Here is a 20,436-nt window from a genome sequence, read left to right as displayed (position 1 = left end):
TTTTTGTGGCTTTTTTTAGGAGTAATTATTCATTTTGGAATTAAGAATTTAAAAAAATATAATTTACTTTCACTTTTTTTATTCTCTCACAATTTCAATTCTTCTCCTAATTTCATTTCCAAAAGCATCTACAACAGTAATATAATGAACTCCAGTACTTGGAGTTATTGGCAATTCATGAAACGTTTTTGTTGTTGCTTTATAAACATCATCAACATACCAAAAAAGTTCTTTATCTCTTTCAGAATAAGCCACTTTCAAAATAACAGGCTGTACTTCGCTGTTGAAATTCTTTGTTAAATAAATTTTGCTATTCGTTTTAGGATAAATAAAATCCATTGTTTTCGTTTGCGTTCCCTGGCAATCTTCTTTAAAGGGTGGCAGAGGCAAATATTCGATATGCTGGCTTTTGTAATACCAAGCCATAACCGGAGGCAAAACAAACCAGCTCTTAGTTACTATGTTCTCCACATTTTCACAGCTGCTGTTTACCTGAAATTTTTCTAATTTATCTAAATGAACTGTTTTATGATACGGACAAACTGCTGTTGATTTTCCTTTTTTAGGAACCCATTGTGCAATTTTTGGGCAATCTTCTTTTGCTAGATAACCGCTTAGTCGACAAACCTCAACTTTTTCTAAATCATTATAAGGTTTATCAAACCATCGCTCTCTCGGCAATAAATTGAAAACATCAAATAAAATTGGAGCTGCACTTGTAACACCAGTAAGCGTTGGCCTTCCTTCCCCTGTTGCATTTCCCACCCAAATCCCGACTACATATTTTGAATTTGTGCCAATTGCCCAGGCATCTCTATTCCCAAAACTTGTTCCGGTTTTCCAGGCAATTTTTAAGGAACTGTCATAAAACTTCCAAGCTTCATCTCCTTCTGGTCTGTTTACCTCTTCCATTGCATTATACGTCAACCAGATTGATCCCGCACCAATTATATTTTTCTGATTTGTTTCAGATCCGAAATCAGGTTCAAAATCATTTTTATAATTTAATTCTGTAAACTCATTTGTTCGATACTTGGATTGATTTTTAGTGTAATAATTTACGGTTGATGATAAACCGGCATAAGTTCGGCATAAATCCCACAGATTACTTTCGGCACCGCCTAAAATAAGCGACAAACCATAATGATCTGGTGTTTTATTGATATCTCTCAACTTGAATTTTTGCAATTCTTCATAAAATTTATTCACTCCAAAATCCTGCAACATCAAAACTGCCGGAATATTTAATGATCGTGACAATGCGCGATGTGCCGGAACAGCTCCGTCAAATGTCAGATTAAAATTTTGAGGTGTATAACCCGCAATTTGCGTTGGCACATCAGCGACTAAAGTGTTTGGCAACAATTCACCATCATCTAGCATTCCTGCATATAAAAGCGGTTTTAAGATACTTCCTGTGCTTCGAGGCGCATCAATAATATCAACATCTTTTTGATGGTTTTTGTCTGTTGGCGAATTACCGACATAGCTCATAACATTTCGATTAGAAACATCAATTACTAAAATCGCCAAATTATGTACTTCATTTTGCTTGTACTGATTGTAATAATATTTTGCAATTTGATTGACTCTATTTTGCAAACCGTAATCAATTGTAGTTTTTACTCGAGTTCCTTCTTCATTTTTTGCCACTCTCTGCAATAAATGAGGCGCAATTTGAGGCAAATCATACGGTTTTTGAGGCAACGGCTCTTCAATAGAAAGTTCGTAAGTCTGCTTGTCAATTATGCCTTCTTGGTGTAATTTTAATAAAAGTCGGTTTCGTTTATTCAAGAGTTTTATCTGATTCTTTCCCGGATAAATTAAGCTCGGTGCATTTGGCAAAACAGCCAAAACTGCATTCTCAGCCCAAGACAATTGATTCGATTGAACTCCAAAATAACGCCAAGAAGCCATTTCAAGTCCCACTACATTTCCGCCAAACGGTGCGTGAGCCGCATATAATTCCAGTATTTCATTTTTAGAATAACCTAATTCTAATCTAGTTGACAGGATAATTTCTATTAACTTTTCAAAATAAGTTCTATTTTTTCCTTTTCGAGATAATCGAATAACTTGCTGTGTTAATGTACTTCCTCCTCTAACAACTTTTCCTGCTTTTTGATTTTGTTTGAAAGCATTTACCATGGCTCCTGGATTAAATCCAGGATGTTTATAAAAGTATTCATCTTCAAAATAAACAATACATTTTTTGAATTTATCAGGCACGCTGTCCTGCGAAGGAAAACGCCATTGTCCGTCACTCGCGATTTTTGCACCAAGCAACTCGCCTTCTTTGCTTTCAATAACAGTAGAATACGGTTCTTTAAATAAAGTTCGCGGTATCGAAAAATAGTAAATCAGCAAGAGCAAAAATGCAACTGCTGACTTTATTTTGTTTCTTTTTATCCAATTTATAATGCGTTGTATAAACGCTATAAGTTTATTTTTCAATATTTATTATATTTAACCGCAAAGTTCGCTAAGTTTTTTTCACGCAGATTTAGCAGATTTTTTATTTTATCTGCTTGATATGCTAAATCTGCGTGAAACTTTATTTTACAACCTCAACCCAAAATCCTTTTGTTCTCGCTAAGAAAGTATTATCATACATTGCCTCGCATTGCAATCCAGGCAAATAATAATTCCCAAGATAAGATGCATTCAGCAAAATCCTAAAGACTTTTGTTTCGCCAGCTTTCATTCCAAAATAGAAATTAGTTCTATCGTCTCGAATATCAATATAATCGGCTATATTATTTGTTGCGTCTCCATAATCAGTAAAACGAGTATTTACGATTTCGAATCCTGAAGGCAGAATTTGTGATAAGGCAACATTTTCTACATGTTCATTTCTTTGATTTCGAATGGTAACCTCTGCAATAAACTCTGTTCCTTGGCTGATTTTTGAAACATTAATTACGCTTCCTTTTCTGTTTTTGAAAACAATATTTGCAGCAACATCGCTCTGAATTGCATTTTCTTGTCCGATTGGTAATATTCCAGTATTTAAAACTCGAACATAAATAGTATTGTTTTTAATGTTTTTTAGAATGACACTGTTTGTACCTGTCTGAACCACTAAATTTCTGTCAGCAATTGTTTTTTGTGTGTTTATTGTTTCACCTTTTCCGTTTTTGCTAAACTGAATATTAACTCCTTTTGGACCATTGCTTACTGCAAATTTTGACATTGCGTACAAACAATAAGCAGTTGTCTGTGTACTCATCCATTGATTGTTAGACATTTGTTTGGCTAATTTTGAAGCCATATCAAAAGCTTTTTGCTTTTGTCCTAAAAGCAGCATCGTCTCTAAAGCCATCGCCCTGTTTCTTTCGCTCGAACCATAATAGTAATAATTATAAGTACTTGATTCATCTTCTATTTTACTGTGTAAAAACAGGTTCAATCCAGCAGATTTTTGTCCTGCCAAAACGTACGAAGCAGCTAAACGAAGCATACTTTCATTCGAAATTCCTTTTGTTTCACGTAATCTGTTCATAGAAGACAAATCGGCATTTCCGGCTAAGGCCAAAGTATATAATCGATAAGCCTGAGCCAAATCATTTCCATATTTTGGTTCGAAACGCCATTGTTTTGCTTCTTTTTGCTGATACGAAATCCATTTTGATTTGAAGTTAATTGGCAAAACATATCCTTTCTTCTCTGCTTCAATCAAGAAATGTCCCGCATATGAAGTTCCCCAATCATCAGCAGTCGTATTTCCTTGCCAATAAGCCACTCCTCCGTTTGACAGCTGAAAACTTCCTAATCTGGTAATTCCTGCCGTAATATTTTTTTGAATAAGTGCTTTTCGAGTTGCATCCAAATCAACAACATCATTCAAATACAACTGTGGAAAAACTGAAGAAGTCGTTTGCTCTACACAGCCATGTGGATATTGAATAAGATATTGCAATCTTCCATTTAAATTGATTGTTGGCATTGAAGAAACTTCTAATCTTGCTTTATTGCTTCCCACAACTCCAAAGGTTTTCCATGAAATGGTCTTGGTACTGTTTGGAGACAAAATCACATCGGTAAAAGTATTTGTTACCGGATTCGGGTTCGTCATGTCGATCTCAACATCATAAACCGATTTCTCTTTTCCAGAAGTGGCAATTACCTGCACCTTCGCAATTCCGGTTTGAGAACCAACAACTAAATTAAAATAAGCCATTTTTTCATCCGGTTCTGTAAAAGTCAAACTTTGAGTTGCGCTTCCCATTACTTTCAATCCATTGCTTGTTTTTATCTGAATCGAAACATTTTTAATATTTTTCTCTGTTGCAAAAATGGTAACCGGAATTGTTACTTTCTCAGAAGGCGAAATTTTTCTTGGCAACGAAGCCAAAACCATCAAAGGACTTTTTACTTGAGTTGCTTTTTCGACACTTCCGTAAGCACTAGTATTAGCATCACCAGCAACTACCATAGTTCGAACTGAACCAATATATTTCGGCAATTTTAATTGATGTGATTTAGTTTGTCCTTTTTCTAACTTAAACGGACCATAATACAATACAACAGGTTTAAAACGGTTTGCTTTTTTAGCTTTTCCTCCGCCTAAATCTTGATCTCCACCAATACTGAAAATCTGATTTATTTTTCCGCCATAGGCGCCAATTACATCATCATAAATATCCCAAGTTTTTACTCCTAAAGCTTCACGAACATAGAAACTATCCCAGGCATTTGGTGTTTTAAAACGAGTTAAATCAAGCAGACCTTCGTCTACAACTGCAATTGTATACGTCATTTCTTTACCTGTTTTCTCACCTACTTTTACAGTAAATGTTTGCTCTGGTTTTAAAACATCAGGCATTGAAAGTGTGGGTGCTAAAATGGTATTTTTATCAACAACTTCTATCGGAACAATTCCGTACATACGAATAGGCGAATCATTTTTAGTCGACGCATGTGGCTGTAAAAGCGTAATATTAAAATACACATTTGGTGCCATTGCAGCAGTGATCGGAACTTCAACTTTTGTTTCTCCTTTTTCAGTTTTAGCCCAAATAGTCTGTACTACTTTTGATCCGTTCTCAATTGAAATTAAAGCGCGACCGCCTTCGCTTGACGGAAAAGATATTTGTGCTTTCTCGCCTACAGCGTAGTTTTTCTTATCAGTAGAAAACACTAACATATTTGCTGTAGAAGCATCTCTGTTTCGCGTTTTTCCAGACCAAATTGGCCAGTCAATGTTTACGGTCAAAGCAGTTGCATGCCCATCAGCATTGTCTGAAGCACGAATCAAATAACGTCCCCATTCTTCATCGGTCAATGAAAACTGAACACTTCCTCTTCCGCTAGAATCTGTATTGATAACAAATGTTTTATAGGAAGTTGTCGCATTCGAAGAATTATAATTTGATAAATTATCGCTAGAAGCATCCCACCACCAGCGCCATTCTACTTTATAAACTTTTACTTCCAGATTTCTAACCGCTTTTGGTCTTCCGTTTTCATCAAGCGTCACAATATCAAAACGATTGTTGGTTCTGGTTTCCAGCATTCCGTATTTATTTGGTTCAGGTGATTTTATTCCAACATAGGTTTTATATGGAGAATACGTAGTCGAAATAACATCTGTACTAAAATCTCCACCTTCTTCATATACTTTTGTAATGAATGAAGCGCGAAGCATTCCTGGTGCCTGACCTTGTAATTTTGGTTCGATATTTACTGAAGCTTTTCCATTTTCATTTAATTTTCCAGAGAAAACATTAATTTCTTCTGTGCTGAATTGACGTACTAAATCATCAAAAGTAAACTTCTCATAACCTTTAAAAGTGGTCGCCTGCTGCGAAAACTTAGCTTGCATTTCTACATTCAAATTTTTAGCAATAGCGCCGTGAAGCCAAGTCACTTCCAAATTACTTTTGTTTGGATACGCAGATGAAAGTGTTTTTCTGGAGAAATTATTCTTAATTTTTAAACGATTTGGCTTAATGGTTTCAATTTTAATGCTTTTATAAAATTTCGCACCTCCAACACTGACCATGGCTTCCCAATTTCCTGTGGGTGCATCTGCACTTGTTGGAACTGTAAATGCGTAATGATTTAATTCATTGGTTTTTTGAATGGTTTGATAAACGGTTTTCCCATTCGGATCATTCAATCTAAACTTAATTGGATGTGATTTTGGCAATTTATTCGAAGCATCATTTAAAATGAAAGACAAATACAAGTTATCTCCCGGACGCCAAACACCACGTTCTCCATAGATAAAGCCTTTTAAGCCCTTTTGCAACGTTTCGCCGGCCACATCAAAATTACTTACAGATAATGAAAGTCCGTCGTCTAATTTTACGTAAGTCGATTGATTTCCTAAAGATACAATAGCAAAATAAGCGAATTTATCGAGCTGGAAAGAAGCAATTCCTTCGCTGCTGGTTGCGCTCGTCGCTAATTTTTGCTGTTGATAATTGTACAAATCAACCCTTGCATTGGAAACCGGCTCAGTTGTTACAATATTATTTACAGCAAATAAATACGATTTGTTTTCTCCTCTTTTGGCAATAACACCCAAATCTGTCGCTAGAATATTAGTTGCAATTCTGGCATTATAATAATACGAACTTGAGCAAGGATCTTGACTTTCTCGCCATTCGTAATCATCATAATAATAGTCGTCATAGGAGTTTCCGCTGTAGTTTACATCATTTTCATCGACTTCTTCTTCCTCTTCATCACTTTGGTCTTCTTCAGAAGTTTCGCATTTATATAGAGAGTATTTCTTTTTATACACAAATTCTACTCTATAAATCGCTCCTGGTTCTGGCGTAATTATTTTAGATAAATCTAAAGCAAATGTGTTCCATTTATTCGGATTTATAAGTTTGTTTTCGCTTAAATTCAATGTAGTTTTCGCTACTGGCTGTGCTACTTTCTTGAGATTTTGACTGCCGTTCAGCTCATTATACTGAAGGAATTGAAGAATATTATTCTTGTAGATTTTGTATACTTTTACATCGACTGCACTTAAATTTACAGCTTCAAAATTCAATTTTAAATTATTGGAACTTGGCAAAATAGTTCCGTTTTTAATAAAGCGCACACTTGGTTTTATTTGGTCAAACGAAATCTTCTGAGTAAAATTCGCTTCCATTTTTTTACCGTATTGGCTTTCAATTCCCTGAAAAACTTCAACTAATAAATCTCCCGCTAAAATTTGTTCCGATGCTGCTTCTGGCTCTTCATCGTGAACTACTTCTACAGCCTCATCAACCACAGCAGATGCACTATCTACAACAACCGATGCAGAATCTGCCAATGAAACCGCACTTTCTTCAACTACAACAGGAGCAGAAACTGCTGTTTGAGCTGGCGTTTTTTCATTACTAAAATATACTTTAAGTAAATTTCCCTGTGTTGAGAATTTCAAATTATTTGCGTTCTGAATCGAAACCAAACCTTTAAAATCCTGGCCTTTTTCTAAAGGTTCAGAAAAATTGATTGTCAGTGATTGATTGCTTCCGTCTGGAACCTCAACTTTTACGATTTTAAATTCGTTTATATTGGTGATCGGAACATCGATTTGACCTTTCTGATCAATATCAAAATCACTTCCATCATATAAAATTTCGAGATTTGTGGCTTCAGAATAACGCTGAATACTGTCAATTATAAAATTGAATTCTTTTGCCGAACCCGATTTTGCATCAAATTTAATTTTAAGATTATTTCCCTTTTGTTTTGCTTCTATTAACTTTTTAGCTGTCTCAAGATCAATAAAGTCAGCCGTTTTTAAAACACAGTTTAAATATTGATATTCTTTGCTGTACGATTGAATATCAGCCGTATTTATAGTAAAATCCTGTTTGATTGTTTTTACCGTAAAATTAAATTTAGAAAGCGTTGCCTCTTTGTCTTTTGGGAGCGTAATAAGCTTGTCTAAATTCAAGGTTACCTGATATTCAGTTCCGGGATCCAACTTTTTTTCTGGAATAAAGGCAATTGTATTAGTAGAAAGTGCGACCACTTTTCCGTCGACGCTTGGAGAAATATCAAATAAATCGCTGTCTAAAACTTGATTGGCTTTCCATTCTTTTTTATCGAAAGCCAGAACCACTCGAATATCAGATTCGGAAGAAACTATTCCCCCGGTAAAACTGACTATATACTCTTTAAATAATGAAAAATCGGAATTGAAATCGGCTGCTGATTTTCTGCCGCAAGATTGAAAAATAAAAAACACACAAAATACGAGAACTAATCCTTTTGCTTTCACTTTTATTTAGAGTTAATGGTTACAAATTATAGAAAATGACAGAACGTTTTAACATTTGATAGTTAAAGAGCATAACTATCCAAAGGCTAAATATATTGTAGTAAATGTAGAATATTTTTTAAAACATTTTAAGAGGAAAATTCGCTACAGTAACTATTTAACTTTTGTTGAAGTTTTATGCCAACTCAAACCAAAATATAATATCTTCGAAGCATTTAATTTATTAATTTATGTCGAAATATTCCTCAGAAGATGAGTTCATAATAAAGAATAAAAAGGTAATCGTGTATCTTTTTCTAATAGTGGCTTTTATAATATCTCTATTATTTTTCGACTATTTTATTTTACCAACTTCAAAAACAAAAGACACTATAATTTATTCTGCTGTGCAGACTGCAGGAGGAAAAAATGGTTCTAAACAAAAAGTTTCTTATCATTATTATACAAAAAAAGGATTTACATTCTCAACTGCAAAAGATGACGTCGAAGAAAGCAATATTGAAATTGAGTATTCTTTATTATTTAAATCCGTTACAAAAGTCAATTCGGAGAAAAATGACTACACAAAACTCCTTTCTAATGACTTAAGCGTCAATGGAATTCAATTTTACTTTTGTACTGTACTTCTCTTTTCAATAGCAATAAGTATAAAAATTCTGCTGTCAAAAAAAGGTTTCTCAGAAAACACGTTTTATAATATAATCTGCTTTAATTCTTTTATGATTTTCATATGTCTTTATATGACTTATTTATTTTAAAGCTACTTACGTCTTTCTATAAAAAATCGTTTCATCAAATCAGCAGCTTCATTGGCCATAACGCCAGAAACAACAGTAGTTTTAGGATGAAGCTTTGTTCCCATAACGATAAAGCCGCGCTGTTCATCACGGGCGCCAAAAACAATTTTAGAAATCTGACTCCAATACAAAGCACCGGCGCACATTTGGCAAGGTTCGAGTGTAACATATAAAGTGCAATCCTTTAAATATTTTCCACCAAGAAAATTAGCGGCTGCAGTTATCGACTGCATTTCAGCATGTGCAGTAACATCATTTAGCAATTCAGTCAAATTATGACTTCTTGCAATGACTTTATCAGCCACAACAATTATGGCTCCAACAGGAATTTCGCCTTTTTCAAAAGCCATTTCAGCTTCCTGCAAAGCTTTTTTCATGAAGTATTCGTCGGTGAAAGGATTTATCATAATTGCAAAAATAAGGTTTTACTATTATTTTTTATTACATTTAAATCTTGATATTCAAAATGGAAAGAAAATTCAAAATAACGATTCCTGAGCCTTGCCATGAAAACTGGGACAAAATGACGCCAAACGAAAATGGCCGTTTTTGTTTGAGCTGCGCCAAAACAGTTATCGATTTTACCGAAATGTTACCGCAAGAAGTACAGCATTTTTTCATTCAAAATCAAAATAATAAAATTTGCGGCAGATTTAAAAAATCGCAATTGGATTCTATAATAATTCAGATTCCAAGTCAGGTTTTACATACTCAGACTCATTATCACAAAATGTTTTTGCTTGCTTTGTTTATTGCTATGGGAACTACTTTGTTTAGCTGTCAAGATAAAGATGGGAACAAAAATAGAATTGATAAAATCGAGATTGTTGATAATACAAATCAAGATCAAAACGAGACCAATAATTCATGTTATGGACATCAGATAGAGTCAAAAAAAGTAGAGTCAAAAAAAACTCACGAAGAGACTATAGTTGGAGCATTACTTATTCCTAATTCTATTGAGCAAGGAACTTTTAAGTATGATATTATATATAGCTCAAAAGATTTAGATGTTTTACCTGTTCCAGAAAATGGAATGAAAAAATTCTATGCTTATTTTTATAAAAATTATCCTGTTTCAACTAAAACAGATAAATTTCAAGGAAAAATAGTGTTTGTTGTAGAAAAAGATGGCAGTTTGAGTAATTTCAATATAGTTGAAAATACAGGCACAGGAAACGGAGAAGAAGCTATTAAAGTTTTAAAAACTGCTCCAAAGTGGATTCCGGGAAAACATAACAGTCATATTGTTAGATCATCTTATATTTTGCCAATTCCCTTTATTCAATAATGCATGGAAAGAAAATTCAAAATAACGATTCCTGAGCCTTGCCATGAAAACTGGGACAAAATGACGCCAAACGAAAATGGCCGTTTTTGTTTGAGCTGCGCCAAAACCGTTATCGATTTTACCGAAATGTTACCGCAAGAAGTACAGCATTTTTTCATTCAAAATCAAAACAATAAAATTTGCGGCAGATTTAAAAAATCGCAATTGGATTCTATAATAATTCAGATTCCAAGTCAGGTTTTACATACTCAGACTCATTATCACAAAATGTTTTTGCTTGCTTTATTTATTGCTATGGGAACTACTTTGTTTAGCTGTCAAGATAAAGATGGGAACAAACAAAAAATCGACAAAATTGAAGTAATCGAAGATTCTTCGTCTATAAAAACCATTCATAAAGAAATAATTACATCAAATAACGATACAGCTCCAAAAATAAAAGAGACAAAATTTAAAAACCACAAAAGCCATCATATCCATAAAAAAGAAAAATTCTTGTCTTTAGCAAAAACAGAATCTGGAGACGCAGTGTCTTACGCATATCCTTATGAGGACAATGCAGTATATGGATTTGCAGGTATAGATGTCAGACCTGATTATCCCGGAGGAATAGAATTATTTTATGAAATTTTTAGAAATGAATTTAAAATTCCAAAAGATCTAAAGAAATCAACCGGAATAATTAAAATGTCTTTTGTAATTGAAAAAGACGGACGTATAGATGAAATTAAAATAATAGAAGACCTTGGTTTTGGAACTGGAGAAGAAGCCATTCGGGTTTTAAAGAAATTCGAAAAATGGACTCCGGGAGAAACTAGTGGAAGAAAAGTTAAAACCTATTACACTTTACCAATTACACTTGAACTGGATACTTTGAATCCGAAAAGAAGAAAAAGAAAATTTTCAAAAATTACCTCAATGCAAATTTTCAAAACAGGAGAAAGCAATGAACAAACAGAATTAAATTTAAAACCGTAAATTTGCTTTTTACCTAACAATGAAAAGCAATTTACTTTCAAACATATACAATCCCGCCGATTTACGCTTACTTTCTGAAGCGCAGTTGCCAGAAGTTGCTCAGGAATTACGCCAATTTATAATTGATGTTGTTTCTGTAAAAGAAGGCCATTTGGGAGCAAGTTTAGGCGTCATTGAATTGACAATTGCTTTGCATTATGTATTTAATACGCCCGACGATTTATTAGTTTGGGATGTTGGCCATCAGGCTTACGGACACAAAATTTTAACCGAAAGAAGAGAAAATTTCGACACCAACAGACAACTTCATGGTATTTCGGGTTTCCCAAAAAGAAGCGAAAGTGTTTATGATACTTTTGGCGTAGGCCATTCTTCTACTTCTATTTCTGCTGCGTTGGGAATGGCGATTGCGTCAAACTTAAAAGGCGATTTTGAGAAACAGCACATTGCCGTAATTGGTGATGCTTCTATTGCAAGCGGAATGGCATTTGAAGGCTTAAATCACGCCGGAGTGACCGATGCTAACTTATTGGTTATTTTGAATGACAATGCTATCGGAATTGATCCGAGCGTTGGTGCACTCAAAAAGTATCTTACTGCGGTAAAAGAAGGAAAAAATCCGAAGAAAAATAACATGATCAAATCTTTGAATTTTGATTATTCGGGTCCAATTGACGGGCATGATCTTCCAACTTTAATACAAGAACTAAATCGGTTAAAAAAGATAAAAGGTCCAAAATTTCTTCATATTGTAACCACAAAAGGAAAAGGCCTGCAGCAAGCTGAAGAAAATCAGGTAAAATATCATGCACCCGGAAAATTTGATGCTTCGACTGGAGAAATTCACTTAAAACATGAAGAAAATTTGCCTCCAAAATATCAAGATGTTTTTGGGTTGACCATTTTAGATTTAGCTAAAAAGAACCAAAAAATCATCGGAATTACGCCTGCAATGCCATCGGGAAGCTCTTTAAAGTTTATGATGGATGAAATTCCAGAACGTGCTTTTGATGTTGGAATTGCAGAACAGCACGCTGTAACTCTTGCTGCCGGAATGGCCACACAAGGCATGATTGTATATTGTAATATTTATTCAACTTTTTTACAACGTGCTTACGATCAAGTCATTCATGATGTAGCTTTACAAAATTTACCTGTGATTTTTTGTTTAGATCGAGCCGGTTTGGTTGGCGAAGACGGAGCGACACATCATGGCGTTTTTGATATTGCTTATTTGCGCACGATTCCTAATATGATAATTTATGCGCCTATTAATGAAATTGCGCTTCAAAACATTTTATATACAGCTCAATTAGGTCTGAATAATCCTATTGCAATCCGATATCCACGTGGACGAGGCGTTCTTCCGAATTGGGAAGTAGAAAATTTCGGACATTATGAGAAAATTAAATTTGGCCAAGCAAACTGCTTAAAAAAGGGAACAAAAATGGCCGTTTTATCTACTGGAACTATTGGAAATAATGTTATCGAAGCACTAAGCCAATGTTCAAATTCTGAGCGCATTGCACATTACGATTTCCCATTCATTAAACCATTAGATATCAAATTATTACAACATATTTTTTTAGATTTTGAAAACATAATTACAATAGAAGACGGGGCTAAAATTGGAGGTTTTGGAAGTGCTGTTTTAGAGTTTGCAGCAACAAATAATTTCAAAAATAATATTCAAAATTTGGGTGTTCCAGACGAATTTATTGAGCACGGAACGGTAGCGCAACTGCAACAATTGTGTAAAATTGACGTTAAAAGTTTAATAAATCTTTTTCAAACGGTCTAAAATAATTATTTTGCAGCACCAAAAAAAAATAAAATCAACCTAATGAAATTATTGCGTTCTACCCTTTTACTTCTGTTGCTTTTAAGTACTTCAAAAAACTTTGCCCAACTTATACAAACGACTTTAGATCCAAATCAACTACCAAAACTACCTTCCAATTGGACTAAAAAAAATCAATTAGGCTTTGACATTTCGGAAATCGCTTTTGTGAATTGGAGCGCCGGGGGAACAAGTTCTATTTCTGGGTTGTTTAAAGGTGAATTTGGAAGAACTTTCGTTAAAGGAAATCATAAATGGGTGAACGAACTTATTGTAAAATATGGTTTAAATAAACAAGACGGAACAGAACTTAGAAAAACAGATGACGCAATTTTGATGAACTCTACTTATGGTTTCAGAAAAGATTCTTTATCAAACTGGTATTATTCTGCTAAGTTTAATTTCAATACGCAATTTACAAACGGTTACAACTATCCTAACCGAGACATTGCGATCTCTAAACCTTTTGCACCAGCTTACATCTTTTTAGGAGCTGGAGCTGAGAACTCAGACAAAAAGAAAAACAGAACTTTTTACTTCTCTCCGATTACTTTAAAGACAACTTTGGTATTAGATCAATATCTTGCTAATCAAGGTTCTTTTGGTGTTAAAAAAGCAGTTTATATAACAGATCCTCTTGATCCTACTGCACAAATTTTAGTGGAAGAAGGACAAAAAGTAAAAGCTGAGTTTGGTATTTTGTTTACAGGATACATGAAAAGCGAGATTTACAAAAACATTTTCTACGAAAACCGCCTAAGTTTATATACCGATTATTTGAACAAATTTGGAAATGTCGATGTGGATTATGATACGCGTTTAGATCTTGTTGTTAATGCTTATGTTAAAGCAAATATTGGCGTGCATTTAGTTTATGATGACGACATTAAAACTAAAAAAGATGTCGTTGATCCTACAACAGGAACAACAAGTCAGGTTAACGACGGACCAAGAGCACAACTCCGTCAGGTATTAGGTGTTGGCTTAGTTTACGCTTTTAAATAATAAATCTTATATTTATACAAAGAACCCCATAAAACTTACGCTTTATGGGGTTCTTTTTTATGATAAATTAATTTTAGTTCTTTTTATGCCCTTGAATCATTTCATATAATTCTAATGCATTCCCATCTGTCAAAAGCGAAACATAATGGCAGATATGAAGCAGACGCTCGTATAAATTGCCTTTGTCGAGATGATGCTTTTCTGGCAGCATTTTCAAGATTAGTTTATCGTAGTTTGATGCAGTTCCTTCGTATTTATTATTGAATGCTGTAATAAATTTATCCAGCAAAGTCTGAATGATTTGATAACCTACAATTTCTTTCTCGATGACTTCACGGCTTTGGTAGATTTTTTCGACACTTAGTTGAATAATATCATTCATCTGCGCTTTGTATTTGCTTTTATCGGTTAAAGCATACGGAAAATTACCCGCCAAGATTGCTTCTTCATTTTCAATAAAAACATCAACAGCATCGCTAATTAAAGCGCCAATTGCCAAAGCACGCAAATAACTGATTCGGTCTTCTTTGGTTTCCAGCAATTTATATTTGGCAACTCCAATATTGTCTTTTACCAGTTTAATTAAATATTCTAAAGCATAATCTTCAGATACCAAACCAAGATTTATTCCGTCTTCAAAATCTATAATAGTGTAGCAAATGTCATCTGCAGCTTCTACTAAATACGCCAACGGATGTCTTTCAAAACCAATATCGCCATCTTCTTTGTTGGCAATCATTCCCATATCCTGGGCTACTTCTTCAAAAAACAATTTATCAGTCTGGAAGAAACCGTATTTTTTATCGGCAATATTGCTCGTTGGTTTTTTCGGAAGACTTTCTTTAGGATATTTCATAAAAGCACCCAAAGTGGCGTATGAAATTCTAAGCCCGCCTTCAATTCCCGGACGACTCGCCGTTAGAACCGAAAAACCATTGGCATTTCCTTCAAAATCAATTAAATCCTGCCATTGTTTTGCGGTAAGTTTATCTTTGTATTTTAACCCGTTTCCGATAGAAAAATATTCTCCAATCGCTTTTTCTCCAGAATGTCCAAAAGGCGGATTTCCGATATCGTGTGCCAAAGAAGCCGCAGCCACAATAGCACCGAAGTCATTCATATGATAACCGTGAATTTCTTTTAGATAAGGATATTTTTCGATGATTTTTTTACCAACCAAACGTCCTAAAGATCTTCCCACAACCGAAACCTCTAAACTGTGTGTTAAACGCGTATGAACGAAATCTGTTTTAGAAAGCGGAATAACTTGCGTTTTATCTTGTAAACTTCTAAAGGCAGCAGAAAATATAATTCGGTCATAATCTACCTCAAAACCTAAACGAGTATCATCTTGTTCTACACGTAATCTTTTGCTTGTGTCTCCTTGACGTTTTAATGATAAAAGTTGTTCCCAGTTCATTTTTTAATTTTAGAATTTAGTCCCGAAGCTTCGGGATTGATTTTAGATTGATGATCTAAAAGTTCAAAAATACGTTTTATTTTAAGATTTTAAAGTCTTTAGAACTCTAAAGCCGTACTATGTTTAATTTCTCCCATTACAAAAATACTATTCGTGTTCCCGATGTTTTCAATAGTCGATAATTTATTCATCACAAAATCCTGATAACTAGCCATATCTTGTACCAAAATTTTAAGCATAAAATCGTAATCGCCAGCAATGTTATAGCATTCTATAATTTCTGGAAGTGCCACAATATCTTTTACAAAATTACTTCCCACATTTTTGGCATGTTCTTTTAAGCGTACATTACAAAAAACGGTCATACCGCGATTCATTTTTTTCTTGTCTAAAAGCGCTACATATTTAGTAATATATCCGTCTCTTTCCAGTCTTTTTATTCGTTCGTAAACTGGAGTAACCGTCAAGAATAGTTTACTCGCAAGATCTTTTGTGTTGATATTTGAGTTTTCCTGAAGGTGTTTGAGTATCAGTAAATCGGTTTTATCAAGGTTTTCCATAGTTTTTTTTACGGCTAAAGATTCATTAAAGACAATTTCACAGTAAAATAATCTTCAAAATATAAATTAAAAAATACATTTTACTTAAAATAAGCTCAAATTTAAGTATTAAAACCCAATGAAATACATTTGTACAGTAAAAAATACTGAATCAAAAAAATGAAAACAAATAATTTAGGTTATCCAAGAATCGGGAGCAACAGAGAGTTAAAAAAAGCCAGTGAATTATACTGGGCTGGAAAAATTTCTGCAGAGGAACTTATTGATGCGGGAAAAGAAATTCGAATTAGAAACTGGTATTTACAATCAGAAGCCGGAGTAGATTTAATTCCGTCTAACGATTTTTCTTTTTACGATCAGGTTTTGGATTTGACTTTGACAGTTGGCGCAATTCCACAGCGTTATCACGAACTGGCTAAAACAAATTCGTCACTTGACTTGTATTTTGCCATGGCAAGAGGCGCGCAAAAAGACGGACAAGATGTTGTAGCAATGGAAATGACAAAATGGTTCGATACCAACTATCATTACATTGTTCCTGAATTCACAAAAAACCAAAAATTTGAATTGTTTTCAGAAAAAATAATCAATGAATTTAAAGAAGCAAAAGACTTAGGAATTGCGACAAAACCCGTTTTAATTGGACCAATTTCGTATTTGCTTTTAGGAAAAGAAAAAGAAGACGGTTTTCACCGAATTGATCTTATCGATGCTTTACTTCCGGTTTATTTCGAAATATTTGAAAAATTACAAGCCGAAAACGCTGAATATATTCAGCTTGATGAACCTTTCTTGGCTTTAAATTTAACGGACAAAGAAAGAAATACTTTCACGAAAGTGTACAACGAAATCAACAAACGTTTCCCGAATATTAAAATCATTTTAGCGAATTATTTTGATTGCTTCGGAGAAAATTTAGAAACGGCTTTGGCTCTTCCGGTTGATACTTTCCATTTAGATTTAGTTCGCTGTCCACTTCAATTAGATGATATTTTAGAATCAGGGAAACTGGCTTCAAACGTAAAACTTTCATTGGGAGTTGTTGACGGAAGAAATATCTGGAAAAACGATTTCAAAAAATCATTAGAATTAATTAAAAAAGCGACCGATGCTTTGGGCGAAAACAGAATTCTTGTTGCTCCGTCTTGTTCTTTAATTCACAGTCCGTGCGATTTGGATTTAGAAACAAACGATCAGACTTTAACTCCTGAAATCAAACAATGGTTAGCTTTCGCGAAGCAAAAAATCAACGAAATTGTACTTTTAAAACAATTCGCTTCAAACGAAGTTGACGTTAAAAATTCGGTAGATTATGAGCGAAATGTAATTGCAAACGAAAACCGTAAAACTTCAAAATTAATTCATAATAATGAAGTTAAAGCGCGTGTTGCCGGAATTACAGCTTCTGATGACCAACGTAAAAGCACTTTTGCAACAAGAAGAAAAAGCCAAATCGAAGCTTTGAATTTACCTTTATTCCCAACAACCACAATTGGATCTTTCCCGCAGACAGCTGAAGTGAGAAGCTGGAGAGCGAAATTCAAAAAAGGAGAATTAACAACGGAACAATACAACGATTTAATCGAAAAAGAAACCGAAGCTACGATTCGTTTTCAGGAAGAAACCGGAATCGATGTTTTGGTTCACGGAGAATTTGAGCGTAACGATATGGTGGAATATTTCGGAGAACAGTTATCTGGATTTACGTTTACCAAAAATGGCTGGGTTCAAAGTTACGGAAGTCGTTGCGTGAAACCTCCGGTTATTTACGGCGACGTTTCCAGACCAAACCCAATGACGGTAAAATGGTCAAAATATGCGCAATCTTTAACTCCAAAATGGGTAAAAGGAATGCTTACAGGACCTGTAACAATTTTACAATGGTCGTTTGTTCGTAACGATCAGCCACGTTCTGAAACTTGTACGCAAATTGCTTTGGCCATTCGTGATGAAGTTGTAGACTTAGAAAAAGCCGGAATTAAAATCATTCAAATTGATGAGCCAGCCATTCGCGAAGGTTTGCCGTTGAGAAAAGAAGAATGGGCAAACTACTTAGACTGGGCTGTAAAAGCGTTTAGAATTTCTGCATCTGGAGTTAACGACGACACTCAAATTCATACACATATGTGTTACAGCGAGTTCAATGACATTATTCAAAACATCGCCGACATGGATGCCGATGTTATTACGATCGAATGTTCACGTTCGCAAATGGAACTTTTAGATGCTTTTGCCAACTTTAAATATCCAAACGAAATTGGACCTGGAGTTTACGATATTCACTCTCCGCGTGTGCCTTCGAGTACAGAAATGGTGAAATTACTAGAAAAAGCTTCTGCCGTAATTCCTGTAGATCAGCTTTGGGTAAATCCCGATTGTGGTTTAAAAACACGTCATTGGGACGAAACCAAAAAAGCTTTAATCGAAATGGTTGCGGCGGCTCAGGAAATGAGAGCAACAGTTGAAAACCCAGTTAGTTAATATTTTTTGTTTAGATATATTTTTGTTTTTTATGTCAGCGGGTGAAGTCGAAAATCTTGTAGTTATGATTTGTTTCGACTTTACTTCTGCTGGCATTTATTCGTAAAGATACTCTTAAACAAAAAAAGCACTCCAATTGGAGTGCTTTTTAAGAAATTGAAATATATTCTAGATTAGAAATTCTTTGAAATTCCAACAGAAAACTGTTGTCCGAAAGAGAAATTGAATGTTTTTACATTATCTCCGTTTCCGTTGTTTCCATCATAATTTAAAGTGTTGTATCCTAAACCTCCAACGTTAAAGTTTAAACCAAAACCTTTACCAACATTAACTAAGATTGCTGGTGTAATTCCAATATAAAAACCATCTCCTTCGTTTATTGTGTCGATTGGTCCTGTAGTATTTGTAATTTTATTACTTTGGTAACCAACTCCTAAATCAGCATATGCAGAAAAAGTTTGGTTTAAAGGTTTAGCATAACGTAAAAAACCTCCTAAAGAAAAGTTATTTGATTTGTATTCGCTGTTATTGCCATTATCTTGTTTTGAATTCCCTATTCCTGCTTCGATACCTGCAGTCCAGTCTTGGTGAAATTGATATCCAACTTTAGGTGCAAAACCAAAATAAGAAGTTTTGTATTCTGAACCAGAATTTGAAGTGTTTTGAGATTGGTAATTAATACTTCCCATAACTAAAATTGAACCTTTTTTTTGCGCATTTGCAAAGCTAATCACAGCTAATGCAAGAACAAGTAACATTTTTTTCATAAGTGATATTTGTTAAAATTTAATACAGCTTTAACAATAAAGATGCCACAATTTTTATGTAATAAATCTTTTTAACAAATTCTTTAAAAGGCAAAATGTACAAATCAAAACTATTTCTGTTTACTTTTGCAGTAAATAAAAAGTCATGTCGATAGAAGTAAACAACATATCAAAAAGTTACGGAACTCAAAAAGCGCTGAACGAAATTTCATTCTCTATTCAAAAAGGAGAAATTGTTGGATTTCTTGGTCCAAATGGAGCAGGAAAATCGACCTTGATGAAAATATTGACTACGTATTTATTGGCGGATGGTGGCGCAGCCCTAGTAAATGGTCATGATGTCATGACGGATGCAAAAGCGGTACAGCGATCTATTGGTTATTTGCCAGAGCATAATCCGCTGTATTTGGATTTGTATGTTCGTGAGTATTTGGCTTTTAATGCCGATGTTTACAAGGTTGAAAAATCAAGAATTGAAGAAGTAATACAACTGACAGGACTGTCATCTGAAAGTCATAAAAAAATAGGACAATTATCTAAAGGTTACCGCCAGCGTGTTGGACTTGCAAATGCGTTACTGCACAATCCAGATGTTTTGATTTTAGATGAACCAACTACTGGTCTGGATCCGAATCAGTTAATGGAAATCAGAAATGTAATCAAGACTGTTGGCAAGGATAAAACGGTTTTTCTTTCAACGCACATTATGCAGGAAGTAGAAGCTATTTGCGATCGTGTCATTATTATTGACAAAGGACAAATCGTTGCTGATAAAAAATTAGATCATCTAGTTTCTGAAAACAAAGAACAGGTTATAGAAGTAGAATTTGATTATCAAATTGAAGAACAGCTTTTAGCTAAGCTTGAAAACATTACTGCATACCGAAATATTCACGATATGACCTGGGAGCTGACTTTTGTTGCAGAAAAAGATATGCGCCCGGCTATTTTTGACTTTGCCAACGAAAATGGTTTGAAAACCCTGCAATTGAATCAAAAAAATAAAAACCTGGAAGCTGTTTTTAGAGAAATTACTAAATAAGTTTAATCTCAGCCTTACTTTT

13 protein-coding genes are annotated in these 20,436 nt (G+C 34.3%); 7 read left to right on the top strand and 6 right to left on the bottom strand.

Going from position 1 to position 20,436, the window contains the following annotated elements; all coding sequences use genetic code 11:
* Nucleotides 1-78 precede the first annotated feature (78 nt).
* Together pbpC and IRZ83_RS08765 are read right to left on the bottom strand one after the other, a co-directional pair.
* Entirely contained in the window at nt 79-2,454 is a 2,376-nt protein-coding gene (gene pbpC / locus IRZ83_RS08770) for a penicillin-binding protein 1C (protein WP_194568151.1), read from the bottom strand.
* A gap of 100 nt (nt 2,455-2,554) precedes the next feature.
* Nucleotides 2,555-8,233, bottom strand: coding sequence for an alpha-2-macroglobulin family protein (locus tag IRZ83_RS08765; RefSeq protein WP_194568149.1), 5,679 nt, complete (start codon nt 8,231-8,233; stop codon nt 2,555-2,557).
* 230 nt (nt 8,234-8,463) lie between these two features.
* Between IRZ83_RS08765 and IRZ83_RS08760 the strand changes: the two genes are divergently transcribed.
* Nucleotides 8,464-8,991 (top strand): hypothetical protein, encoded by a 528-nt coding sequence (locus IRZ83_RS08760; protein WP_194568147.1) that lies wholly within the window; start codon nt 8,464-8,466, stop codon nt 8,989-8,991.
* Nucleotides 8,992-8,993: 2 nt separating this feature from the next.
* Here the strand turns inward: IRZ83_RS08760 and IRZ83_RS08755 are convergent, their stop codons facing one another.
* The gene (locus IRZ83_RS08755) at nt 8,994-9,437 is read right to left on the bottom strand and encodes a nucleoside deaminase (RefSeq protein ID WP_029271866.1); all 444 of its coding nucleotides are present in this window, start codon (nt 9,435-9,437) and stop codon (nt 8,994-8,996) included.
* Nucleotides 9,438-9,496: 59 nt separating this feature from the next.
* Between IRZ83_RS08755 and IRZ83_RS08750 the strand changes: the two genes are divergently transcribed.
* Genes IRZ83_RS08750 through IRZ83_RS08735 form a run of 4 tightly spaced genes read left to right on the top strand, consistent with a single transcriptional unit; the run spans nt 9,497 to nt 14,144 of the window.
* Nucleotides 9,497-10,321: an energy transducer TonB gene (locus IRZ83_RS08750; protein ID WP_194568144.1), complete on the top strand. Its 825-nt coding sequence runs from the start codon at nt 9,497-9,499 to the stop codon at nt 10,319-10,321.
* Nucleotides 10,322-10,324: 3 nt separating this feature from the next.
* The gene (locus tag IRZ83_RS08745; protein WP_194568142.1) at nt 10,325-11,299 is read left to right on the top strand and encodes an energy transducer TonB; all 975 of its coding nucleotides are present in this window, start codon (nt 10,325-10,327) and stop codon (nt 11,297-11,299) included.
* Nucleotides 11,300-11,318: 19 nt separating this feature from the next.
* Nucleotides 11,319-13,100 (top strand): 1-deoxy-D-xylulose-5-phosphate synthase, encoded by a 1,782-nt coding sequence (locus tag IRZ83_RS08740; RefSeq protein ID WP_194568140.1) that lies wholly within the window; start codon nt 11,319-11,321, stop codon nt 13,098-13,100.
* Between the two features lie 42 nt (nt 13,101-13,142).
* Nucleotides 13,143-14,144: a DUF3078 domain-containing protein gene (locus tag IRZ83_RS08735; protein ID WP_029271862.1), complete on the top strand. Its 1,002-nt coding sequence runs from the start codon at nt 13,143-13,145 to the stop codon at nt 14,142-14,144.
* Between the two features lie 73 nt (nt 14,145-14,217).
* Here IRZ83_RS08735 and IRZ83_RS08730 read toward each other — a convergent pair whose 3' ends face one another.
* A complete protein-coding gene (locus tag IRZ83_RS08730; RefSeq protein WP_194568138.1) occupies nt 14,218-15,564 on the bottom strand; it encodes a deoxyguanosinetriphosphate triphosphohydrolase in 1,347 nt (448 codons plus the stop codon).
* 98 nt (nt 15,565-15,662) lie between these two features.
* Nucleotides 15,663-16,124, bottom strand: a complete 462-nt coding sequence (locus IRZ83_RS08725) for an Lrp/AsnC family transcriptional regulator (RefSeq protein WP_042566180.1) — start codon at nt 16,122-16,124, stop codon at nt 15,663-15,665.
* A gap of 159 nt (nt 16,125-16,283) precedes the next feature.
* On the opposite strand from IRZ83_RS08725, the gene metE reads away from it, so the two are divergent.
* A complete protein-coding gene (gene metE / locus IRZ83_RS08720) occupies nt 16,284-18,605 on the top strand; it encodes a 5-methyltetrahydropteroyltriglutamate--homocysteine S-methyltransferase (RefSeq protein WP_194568136.1) in 2,322 nt (773 codons plus the stop codon).
* Nucleotides 18,606-18,778: 173 nt separating this feature from the next.
* On the opposite strand, the gene IRZ83_RS08715 is transcribed toward metE, so the two are convergent.
* Entirely contained in the window at nt 18,779-19,372 is a 594-nt protein-coding gene (locus IRZ83_RS08715; RefSeq protein WP_194568134.1) for an outer membrane beta-barrel protein, read from the bottom strand.
* A 145-nt stretch (nt 19,373-19,517) separates the two neighbouring features.
* On the opposite strand from IRZ83_RS08715, the gene gldA reads away from it, so the two are divergent.
* A complete protein-coding gene (gldA, locus tag IRZ83_RS08710) occupies nt 19,518-20,414 on the top strand; it encodes a gliding motility-associated ABC transporter ATP-binding subunit GldA (RefSeq protein WP_194568132.1) in 897 nt (298 codons plus the stop codon).
* Nucleotides 20,415-20,436 lie beyond the last annotated feature (22 nt).

Origin of the sequence: Flavobacterium sp. JLP (assembly GCF_015350755.1) — a bacterium.
Lineage (GTDB): Bacteria > Bacteroidota > Bacteroidia > Flavobacteriales > Flavobacteriaceae > Flavobacterium.
Note: the sequence above shows the minus strand (reverse complement) of the source record. Positions and strands in the feature narration are given on the sequence as shown.